The organism is Rhodococcus sp. EPR-147, from assembly GCF_001647185.1.
Taxonomy (GTDB): domain Bacteria; phylum Actinomycetota; class Actinomycetes; order Mycobacteriales; family Mycobacteriaceae; genus Rhodococcoides.
On sequence record NZ_LVCU01000579.1, the window covers coordinates 1 to 10,098 of the forward strand.

8 protein-coding genes and 1 pseudogene are annotated in these 10,098 nt (G+C 63.8%); 6 read left to right on the plus strand and 3 right to left on the minus strand.

What is annotated here, in order from left to right:
* The 3 genes and pseudogenes from A2J02_RS28510 to A2J02_RS26185 form a co-directional block, all read left to right on the plus strand.
* A pseudogene (locus A2J02_RS28510) lies at positions 1-818 on the plus strand (ferredoxin); the annotation flags it as partial.
* A 99-nt stretch (positions 819-917) separates the two neighbouring features.
* Complete coding sequence (locus tag A2J02_RS26180; protein WP_068055728.1) at positions 918-2,015, plus strand: ferredoxin reductase; 1,098 nt, start codon at positions 918-920, stop codon at positions 2,013-2,015.
* A 24-nt stretch (positions 2,016-2,039) separates the two neighbouring features.
* Positions 2,040-3,482: a fatty acid desaturase family protein gene (locus A2J02_RS26185; protein ID WP_068055731.1), complete on the plus strand. Its 1,443-nt coding sequence runs from the start codon at positions 2,040-2,042 to the stop codon at positions 3,480-3,482.
* Between the two features lie 73 nt (positions 3,483-3,555).
* Here A2J02_RS26185 and A2J02_RS26190 read toward each other — a convergent pair whose 3' ends face one another.
* The gene (locus A2J02_RS26190; protein ID WP_068055734.1) at positions 3,556-4,908 is read right to left on the minus strand and encodes an MFS transporter; all 1,353 of its coding nucleotides are present in this window, start codon (positions 4,906-4,908) and stop codon (positions 3,556-3,558) included.
* Positions 4,909-5,111: 203 nt separating this feature from the next.
* Here A2J02_RS26190 and A2J02_RS26195 point away from each other — a divergent pair, with 203 nt between their 5' ends.
* On the plus strand, positions 5,112-5,933 hold the full coding sequence (locus A2J02_RS26195; RefSeq protein ID WP_068055746.1) for a class I SAM-dependent methyltransferase: 822 nt from the start codon (positions 5,112-5,114) through the stop codon (positions 5,931-5,933).
* Positions 5,934-5,937: 4 nt separating this feature from the next.
* On the opposite strand, the gene A2J02_RS26200 is transcribed toward A2J02_RS26195, so the two are convergent.
* Together A2J02_RS26200 and A2J02_RS26205 are read right to left on the minus strand one after the other, a co-directional pair.
* The gene (locus tag A2J02_RS26200; protein ID WP_068055737.1) at positions 5,938-6,378 is read right to left on the minus strand and encodes an SRPBCC family protein; all 441 of its coding nucleotides are present in this window, start codon (positions 6,376-6,378) and stop codon (positions 5,938-5,940) included.
* 24 nt (positions 6,379-6,402) lie between these two features.
* The gene (locus A2J02_RS26205) at positions 6,403-6,870 is read right to left on the minus strand and encodes an SRPBCC domain-containing protein (protein WP_068055740.1); all 468 of its coding nucleotides are present in this window, start codon (positions 6,868-6,870) and stop codon (positions 6,403-6,405) included.
* Between the two features lie 207 nt (positions 6,871-7,077).
* Between A2J02_RS26205 and A2J02_RS26210 the strand changes: the two genes are divergently transcribed.
* Together A2J02_RS26210 and A2J02_RS26215 are read left to right on the plus strand one after the other, a co-directional pair.
* On the plus strand, positions 7,078-9,258 hold the full coding sequence (locus A2J02_RS26210; protein WP_068055743.1) for a glutamine synthetase III family protein: 2,181 nt from the start codon (positions 7,078-7,080) through the stop codon (positions 9,256-9,258).
* Between the two features lie 198 nt (positions 9,259-9,456).
* On the plus strand, positions 9,457-10,098 hold a 642-nt coding region (locus A2J02_RS26215; protein ID WP_442971511.1), incomplete at its 3' end, for an oxidoreductase.

Consider the following 10,098-nt stretch of genomic DNA (forward strand, 5'->3'; position numbering starts at 1 on the left):
GCTGGTACACCGGCCACCCCGACGTTGCTGCCGACGCGATCGATCTCACCGGCGTCGATCGCGTCACCATCGTCGGAAACGGCAACGTCGCACTCGACGCTGCTCGTATCCTCACGGCCGATCCGGACCGGCTCGACGGAACCGAGATCGCTCCTCATGCTCTGGCCGAGCTGCGTCGCCATCGCGTCCGCGAGGTCGTCGTCCTCGCCCGTCGTGGTCCTGAATTCGCGGCGTTCACCCGGTCCGAATGCAAGGCGCTCGTCGATCGCGCCGGCGTCGACGTCGTCGTGGCAGGACCGGACGGAATCGTCGACGCCATCGATCGCCTGCCGTTGTCCGCTCCTGCGTCGGCTCTGGCTGGGGCGACGCAAGTCGAACTGGGCTCGCAGGCACACGCCCGCCGCATCGTCTTCGCGTTCGGCCGAGCTCCGGCTGCTCTCCACGGCAGCGACTCGGTGCAGTCCATCGAAGTCGGCGTCGGTGAGCACGCCGTCGAGCTGCCGACCGAGTTGGTTCTGCTCGCGATCGGCTATCGCGGAACCCCGTCACCGGGAATCCCGTTCGACGACATCAGCGGCACCATCCGTAATGTCGGCGGTCGCATCACCGCTGCCGACGGCACTCCGGTTCCGGGGTGCTACGTCGTCGGGTGGGCCAAGCGAGGTGCCACGGGTGGCATCGGCGACAACAAGATCGATGCGGAGGAAACGGCCGAGGCGTTGCTGGCCGATGTGCCCACGCGTGGGCTTGCCCGTCCGGTCGGTTGGTACGGAAAAGTGAGTGCCGCCCTGGGCGACCGCGTTTCCAGAGCGCGCTGACCGGTCGGAACAGCCCGGTTCTGTTCACCTTGTGTAGCAGTCTCATTCGAGTCTGAGCGATTCGGATGTGTAGCACGGCGCACAGGGTTACCGTTGAGTATGGCTGAACGGGGGGCCAAGCCCCAGGTTTCTTTTGTACGACGGACGATGCTGCGCGCAGTCCGATCGTTGTTCAATCCGCTCCGGCCCGACGACTACCTGTCGATGATCAATCCGCTGTGGACCACCCGCGAGCTTCGGGGGAAGGTCGAGCGGGTGACACCGGAGGGATCGGAGGCCGTCTCGGTGTACATCCGGCCGGGTTTCGAGTGGCAGGGCCACACACCCGGGCAGTACGTCCGACTCGGAGTACTGATCGACGGTCGGTACCACTGGCGGGCGTATTCGCTCACCTCCGATCCGGACCCGGTGGACGGATTGGTCAGCGTCAGTCCCAAGCTGGTGCCGTCGGGGACGGTCTCGCCGTACTTGGTGGGAACCATCAGGACCGGCGACATCGTCCGGCTCAGTGAGGTCGAGGGCGAGTTCACTCTGCCGAATCCGATTCCGGACAAGATGGTGTTCATCAGTGCAGGCAGTGGCATCACGCCGATCATCAGCATGTTGCGCGCCCTCGATCACCACGATCAGGTACGCGACGTCGTGGTGGTGCATTCGGTGCACAATCGCGACCAGTTGATGTTCGCCGATACCCTCGACGAACTCGAAGCCAAGCACGACGGGCTGAGGGTGAAGCTGCGGATCACCAGCGACGAGGGTCGGATGAAGGCGTCCGAATTGGACGAGCTGGTCCCGGATTGGCGTGAGCGCGAAGCATTCTGCTCCGGTCCGGGTGAACATCTGGACGATCTGCGCTCGTACTGGAAAGACCAGGGTGACTACGACCGGTTCCATCACGAGAGTTTTCAGCCGGTCATCGGTGGTGGCGACGATGTAGGCGAGGGCGGCACCGTCAAGTTTCTCAACAGCAAGAAGGACGTCGAATGCGACGGCGGCACAACGATTCTCGCCGCCGGTGAGGAAGCCGGCCTGGATTTGACGTACGGCTGCCGGATCGGCATCTGCCACACCTGCGTAGGTACCCTGAAGAAGGGGCGTTTACGTGATCTACGTAACGGGGATATCTCCGAACCTACGGGGCAAGCGGTTCGGATCTGTGTCAACACTGCTGAGGGCGACATCGAAATCGAACTCTGATCTTCAAATCGAACAGGGGAATGAATGTCTATCGACGAAACCACCAGGCGTGTCACGGGCTCCGACGAGCCGGTGAACCCGCTGGCGCATCTGAGTGACGACACGATCGCCGAACTCGCCAAGGAGTTCGACGCCATCCACGACGAGGTATACGCCAGCCTCGGTGACAAGGACCGGAAGTACATCACCTCGGTGATCGCAGCCCAGCGACAGCTGCTGGTCGCGGGTCGAGTGTTGCTGCTCGGATCGACCAGCAAGCCGGCATGGCTGGCAGGTACAGCGTGCCTCGGAATCGCAAAGATTCTCGAGAACATGGAGATCGGCCACAACGTCATGCACGGCCAGTGGGACTGGATGAACGACCCGGAAATCCATTCCTCCGTGTGGGATTGGGACACCGCGTCGACCGCGAGCTCGTGGAAGCACTCGCACAACTACGTGCACCACACGTACACCAACATCCGCGGCAAGGACAAGGATCTCGGCTACGAGATCATGCGTATCGACCCGCGGCAGAAGTGGCACCCGGCCTACCTGGCGCAGCCGTTCTACAACGTGCTGCTGATGGCGTTCTTCGAGTGGGGTGTCGCGCTGCACGATCTCGACATCGAGGCCATTCGTCGCGGTGAGAAGCCGGTCAAGGATCTCGTCGAGGATCTCAAGGGCATCGGCGTCAAGGCACGCAAGCAGTTCGTCAAGGACTACGTGGGTTGGCCGCTGATCTCCGCCGGTGCGTTCGCGCTGGCGCAGGTCGCATCGGGTGGACGTCTGCCCGAGAGCAAGCGCTCCAGGCTCGCGTCCAAGCTGCGTGGGTCTGCCCGATTCGGTAAGAACCGTCGGACCGCGGCTCTGCTGGACAGCCGGTTCAGTGGCATCGAGAGCACGTTCCTGTCGACGGTGGCCGCGAACTTCACCGCGAACATCATTCGAAACGTCTGGTCGAACGCGATCATCTTCTGCGGACACTTCCCGGACCAGGCCTACACCTTCAGCCAGGAAGAGGTGGAGAACGAGACCCGCGGTGGGTGGTACGTCCGTCAGCTCGTCGGAGCCGCCAACATCGACGGTGGTCCGTTGTTCCACTTGATGAGCGGCAACCTGAGCTACCAGGTGGAGCACCACCTGTACCCGGACATGCCCAGCACCCGGTACGCGGACGTTGCGCCGAAGATCAAGGACATCTGCGAGCGCTACGAACTGCCCTACAACACCGGACCGTTCTTTCAGCAGTGGGGCATGGTCCAGCGCACCATCGCACGGCTGGCGTTCCCGGGCGGCAAGACTCGGCCGAAGCCGGGCCCCTACCGTCCCGAGGAGAGCTGGCGTCGTAAGTTCGCCGAAGGTGCCACCAAGGACAGCGAGGCCGCGAAGACGCGCGGCCGCGTGCCGGCAGGGCATCCGGCGGCCGGACCGGAGCACAACTCCGGCGGCGTCGATGTTCAGCCGCCGCCCCGTGGCGACGACTGAGTTCGTCCCGTGAAGAGCTGACGAAACCGCGGCCACCCGATTGCCGGGTGGCCGCGGTTCTGCGTTGCGGGTGTCAGGTCATGTCGACATCCTTGGTCTCGATCAACCGCTTGGTGCACATCAGACTGAGTACCGACAGCAGGGCCAGCATGACTCCGATCGAGATGCTGCCGAACGCGGCGGTGAGCGGTGCGGCCAGCATCGGCGGAATCGCGCCACCGAGAACTCCTGCGAGGTTGTAGCCCAAACCTGCTCCGGTGTAACGGAAACGGGTCTGGAACAGCTCGGGGAGCAGGGCTCCGGTCGGTCCGTAGGCAACTCCGAAGATGGCGAGCGTGACGCACATGCCGATCACGAATGCTGCGGGTGACCCGGTGTCGAGAACGGGGAACAGTGCGATCGACCAGGGAATCGCAATGATGCACGCTCCCATGATCACTCGCCGTCGGCCGACGCGATCGGAGTAGGTCGCCGAGACCGCGATGGCAACTCCGAAGATCACCGCGGCGCCGATTCCGGTGATCAACACGAACGGCCGGTCGAACCCGAGTGTCTTGGTGCCGTAGCTGGTCAGGTACGCGGTACCCATGTAGAAGAAGGCGAACAGAGATGCCAATGCGCCTGCAGCAGTGATGATCTCGCGCTTCTGGATGCGCCAGGCGTCGAAGATCGGCAGTTTCGTCGGTGCTGCGTTCGCCGGTGCCTGCTCCTCGGCGAGCTTGTTGGCGCGAAAGACGGGGGTCTCCTCGATGGCGAGGCGCATGTACAGGCCGATGAGTACCAGAACGGCGCTGAGCAGGAACGGGATTCGCCAACCGTAGTTGAGGAACGTCTCGTTGGTGTCGCCGAGCAGCAGTCCGGTCGCGAGGAATGTCGCGCTGGAGAAGATGAACGCGGCGGACGGTCCCAGCTGAGGGAACATCGCGTAGAAGCCGCGTTTGCCAGGAGGCGCGTACTCGGCCGTCAGCAGTGTTGCGCCTGCCCATTCACCACCGACTGCGAACCCCTGGCCGAACCTGAGCAGCACCAGGATGATCGGAGCAGCCACGCCGATCGTCTCCGCGCCGGGGAGCAGGCCGATGGCGAACGTGGACACCCCCATCAGCAACAGCGTCGAGATCAGGGTTTTCTTGCGACCGATGCGGTCACCGAAGTGCCCGAACAGCACTGCGCCGACGGGCCTGGCGATGAACGCGACCGCGAACGTCGCGAACGAGGCCACGGTGCCTGCGGTGGAGCCGAGGGCCGGGAAGAAGATCGTCGGGAAGACCAGGGCGGCCGCGGTGCCGTAGATGAAGAAGTCGTAGAACTCGATCGTCGTGCCGATGCCACTGGCGACAGCGACCCGGCGGACACTGGTCTTGGTCTGCACCGTAGGTGGCGTCGATGCGGACACACCCGGGTCGTCGGGTGAGACAGTGGTCATGGTTCCTCCGTTTTGTCGGGTATCGGGTGAATGCGCGATACCGAGTGCGACGAACGGTAGTGATCCGAGTCACTCGATGAATACCCCCGGATGGGGGTGTGGTGGACGCACGAGACCTCAGGCGCACCTCAGGGTTCGCCGGTACCGTCTGACCGCAGGGGAGCGACGCTTGTGTCCGCAGGGTGGGAAGCGAAGGTGATCTGGTGTCCACAGACCACAATCGAGACGTGTTCGACAGTGAGCGGGTGGCTGCGGCGTACGTGGAGCACGCGGGACCCACCGACGGCTTTCTCGACCGCGGGGAGGCGGCGGCGCTGGTGGCTGCGGCCTCGGTTGCGCGCGGAACGCCGATACTGGACGTGGGAGTCGGCAGCGGCCGAACCACGGCGCTGCTTCGGCTGATCAGCGACCGCTACGTTGCGATCGACTACGCACCCACCATGGTCGACGCCTTTCGGCGAAACTTTCCCGACCTGCAGGCGCACGTGGCCGACGCGCGCAACCTGGTGGACTTCTCGGACGGCGAATTCGGCCTGATCGTGTTCAGCAACAACGGAATCGACACCGTGACCCACGACGAACGAGTCCGGGTACTCGCAGAATTTCACCGAGTTCTCGGCGAGTCCGGAATTCTGGTGTTCTCCACTCTCAACCGCAACGGACCGTCGTTCGGGGAGAAGCCGTTTCAGTTGAGCAGACCGACCCAGCGGTTCACGTTCTCACTCGAGCGTGTCGTGACGGCCATCGGTAGGCGACTGCTCGATCCCGCCGGAGTCGTTCGTAGCGTTGCCAATTGGTGGTCTGCGCGCTCTCGAGTCGTCGATCGCGGAACGTGGGCCGTAGCGCCGCTCGCTGCGCACGATTTCGCTCCGTTCATGCACTTCACCACCGTGGCAGACGTGCGCCGACTGGTAACCGATGCCGGGTTCACCATCTCCGAGATCTTCGCCGACGACGGTTCGATCGTGGCACCCGACGTTCTGACGAGCTCAGCGGACAACTTCACCGTTTTCGCACGCAAGTAGGGCGTCAGCCCAGTCGCTCGAGCGCCTCGGTCATCTTCTCGACGGTGTCCGGCGCGACTTTCGCCTCGAATCCCGCCTTCAGGAACGGGCCGGCTACCTTGGCTGCACCGTTGAATTCGACCTTCGCGTGGTAGTCGATTCGGGTGGAGTGCGATCCTTCGGCAGTCAACGTGATGTCGTCGACGCTGGTAGCCGTCTTGTTCTCGCCCTCGAGCACGATGTGATCAGGCTCGTCGGTGACCAAGGTGTAGGTCAACTCCGTGGTGATACCGAACAGCTTGGACACGTTGTGCCACTGCGTTCCGACGGCGACCGGACCGTCGGAAATCTTTGTGCAACTCTGGGTTCCAGGATCCCACGACGGCGCATTGGAGAAGTCGCGTAAAAAGGCGGCCGCCTTCTCCATCGGAACAGCGGCGGTGAAGGTGCGGGTGACGTCGACCATGAGAGTTCTTCCTGTCGTCGGGGATCAGTCTTCGAGCGGGACGCCGAGGTGCTCGGCGAGCCGGCGCATGGTGCCGACGATCTGTTCCTCGGTCACCCGTGGGAAGCCGGCCATCTTCCGGAATTCCGGGTCGGTGACTCGAGACCAGTCGTACACCTGTGTCAGGGCCGTCCGGTCGTCGGCGACCTCCTCGAGTTCCCAGGACCACCGCGTGCCACGAGGTTCCATGCCCTGGCGATTGGGAATCCAACCGATACGTCGGTCCTGCTCGAACACGAACACGGTGTTCTCCATGACGTACTCGCCCAATTCCGGCTGATACATGTCCATCGCGAAGGTGTCGCCCACGGTGCCGAGCGGCGTGGGGTCGATCGCACCACGCAACATCTCCGAGCCGTCGACCGCGGCCTGAACCTCGGGGTTGGCCAGTGCGGTGAACACCGACGCCGGGGGAGCGTCGATCACTCTGCGGACGGTCAGCTGGTCGCTCATGGGGCTCGCTTTCGGTTGCTTACGCTGGCTACGGAGTTACCCCCGTCTGCGTGGAAGGAAACTCCGGTCGCCGTTTTTGCCTCCCGGTTTGTTTTGCATCGCAGTGGACACAGCGACGAAACACGACCGCCACGTCGCATTCGTACAGTCGCCGGGTCGGACTCCACAAAATCCAGCTGTGGAGCAGCACCTTGTCAAGGGGTAGCCATGAGTGGAAATACCGTACGCCTGCAGGCGATCAAAGACGTCGAGGCGTATGTGCCGCCTGCGGTCAGCTTCGTCGGAGACGAGAAGCCGGGCGAGATCTTCGGAGAGAACGTCTTCAGCAAGGTCGTCATGCAGAAGCGACTGCCCAAATCCGTGTTCAAGTCGGTGATGGCGACCATCGACAAAGGCAAGAAGCTCGACCCCCTGGTCGCCGACGCGGTGGCGTCGGCGATGAAGGACTGGGCACTGGAGAAGGGCGCAACGCATTATGCGCACGTCTTCTATCCCCTCACCGGCTTGACGGCCGAGAAGCACGACAGCTTCTTCGACCCGGTCGGTGACGGCAGCGCGCTCGCGGAATTCGCGGGCAAGACGCTGATCCAGGGCGAGCCCGACGCGTCGAGCTTCCCCAACGGCGGCCTGCGCAACACGTTCGAGGCTCGTGGGTATACCGGCTGGGACGTCACCAGCCCGGCGTACGTACTGGAGAATCCGAACGGCAACACCCTGTGCATCCCGACGGTGTTCGTCTCGATGACCGGTGAGGCCCTCGACCACAAGACCCCGTTGCTGCGTTCGCAGCAGGCCATGGGTGGGCATGCCGAGCGGATCCTGAAGCTGTTCGGGCACGAGAACATCGAGAACATCGTCTCGTTCTGTGGTCCGGAGCAGGAGTACTTCCTGGTCGACCGACACTTCTTCCTCGCCCGGCCCGACCTGCTCAATGCCGGCCGCACCCTGTTCGGCTCGAAGCCGCCCAAGGGCCAGGAGTTCGACGATCACTACTTCGGGGCCATTCCCGAGCGTGTGCTCGGCTTCATGATGGACACCGAGCGCGAGCTGTTCAAGCTCGGCATCCCGGCCAAGACCCGGCACAACGAGGTCGCACCCGGGCAGTTCGAGATCGCGCCCATGTTCGAGCGCGGCAACATCGCAGCCGATCACCAGCAACTGTTGATGACCACGTTCAAGACCATCGCCAAGAAGCACGGCATGGAATGCCTGTTCCACGAGAAGCCCTTCGAAGGCGTCAACGGCTCCGGCAAGCACGTCAACTTCTCGCTCGGTAACTCCGATCTGGGATCGCTGCTGGTTCCCGGCGACAATCCCCACGACAACGCACAGTTCCTCGTCTTCTGTGCTGCCGTCATCCGTGCGGTGCACAAGTACGGCGGTCTGCTGCGCGCCTCGGTGGCGTCGGCGACCAACGATCATCGCCTCGGCGCGAACGAGGCTCCGCCCGCGATCATCTCGATCTTCCTCGGCGATCAGCTCGCCGACGTGTTCGACCAGATCGCCAAGGGCGCGGCCACGTCGTCGAAGGGCAAGGGCACCATGATGATCGGTGCCGACACTCTGCCCGTGCTGCCGACCGATCCCGGCGACCGTAACCGAACCAGTCCGTTCGCGTTCACCGGCAACAGGTTCGAGTTCCGCGCACCCGGTTCGATGCAGACCGTCAACGGTCCGATGGTCACGATCAACACGATCATGGCCGAGGCTCTCGACTACATGGCGACCAACCTCGAAGCGGCCGTCGCCGAGGGCACCGATTTCGACACCGCCGTGCAGAACCTGTTGACCGAGATCATCACCGAGCACGGCGCGGTGGTGTTCAACGGCGACGGCTACTCCGACAACTGGCAGATCGAGGCCGAGTCACGCGGCCTGCCGAACCTGCGTACGACGCTCGACGCGTTGCCCGAACTCATCTCGGACTCGGCGATGGAACTGTTCGAGAAGTACAAGGTGTTCAACCACCGAGCGATGCACTCGCGCTACGAGATCGGGCTCGAACAGTACGCATTGACGGTGTTCGTCGAGGCGCGTCTGACACTGGAGATGGGCCAGACGTCCATTCTCCCCGCAGCCGTGCGCTATCAGACCGAGCTGGCGCAGAACGTCAGTGCACTCAAGGGTGCGGGCGTCGACGACGTCGACATGACTGCGCTGCAGGCGGTCTCGGCACCGCTCGCCGAGCTGCGGGCAGCGTTGGCGACGTTGAAGGCCGCGCTCGAAGCCGACCCCGGCGGCGAGGCCCTCGCCGAGGCGACGCACGCCAAGGACGAACTGCTGCCCGCGATGGCCGCCGTTCGATCTGCGGCGGACACTCTGGAAGCCATGGTGGCCGACGATCTGTGGCCGCTGCCGACGTATCAGGAGATGCTCTACATCCTGTGAGTGCCTGCGCGTAGGAGTGGAGCCTGCGGAACGACCAGATGGAACAGTGGTGTGGATAAGTGCCTTGGAGGGCACTTGTCCGCACCACTGCTGCGTTCGGCGTGAGCAATGTCTCGAGACGGAATAGCTCGGTGGATCTTTCGAGTTCGGAGTGAGCAGTGGCAAGTACTGTGCACGCACTCGTGAGGAGAGAGATCCATGAAGTTGTTTTCCCCGTTGGCGCTCGGCGACCTGAAGCTCGACAACCGGCTGGTGATGGCCCCGCTCACGCGGACGCGCTCCGGCCAGGACGGTGTACCGGGCCCGCTGGTGGTCGAGCACTACAAGCAGCGCGCATCCCTGGGTCTGATCGTCAGTGAAGGCACGTACCCCAGCCATGCAGGCCAGGGCTTCCCCGGTCAGCCCGGTCTGGTGACCGACGAGCAGATCGAGGGCTGGCGCAACGTCGCCGATGCAGTGCACGCCGACGGCGGACGGATCTTCGCGCAGGTGATGCACGCCGGTCGCGTGACCCACGAGGCGACGACGGGTGGCCGCGAGGTCGTCGGGCCCAGTGCCATTGCCATCGAGGGCGAGACCCACACCTACGAGGGCAAGAAGGCGTACCCCACCCCGCGTGCGCTGCGTGAGGACGAGCTGCCCTCGGTGATCGCCGACTTCGTGCAGGCGTCGAAGAACGCGATCGCCGCCGGAATGGACGGCGTCGAGATCCACGGTGCCAACGGATATCTGTTGCACGAATTCCTTTCGCCCGCCTCGAACCAGCGCGACGACTCGTACGGCGGCTCGCCGGAGAATCGGGCCCGATTCGTGGCCGAGGTCGTCGAGGCAGTGGTCGCC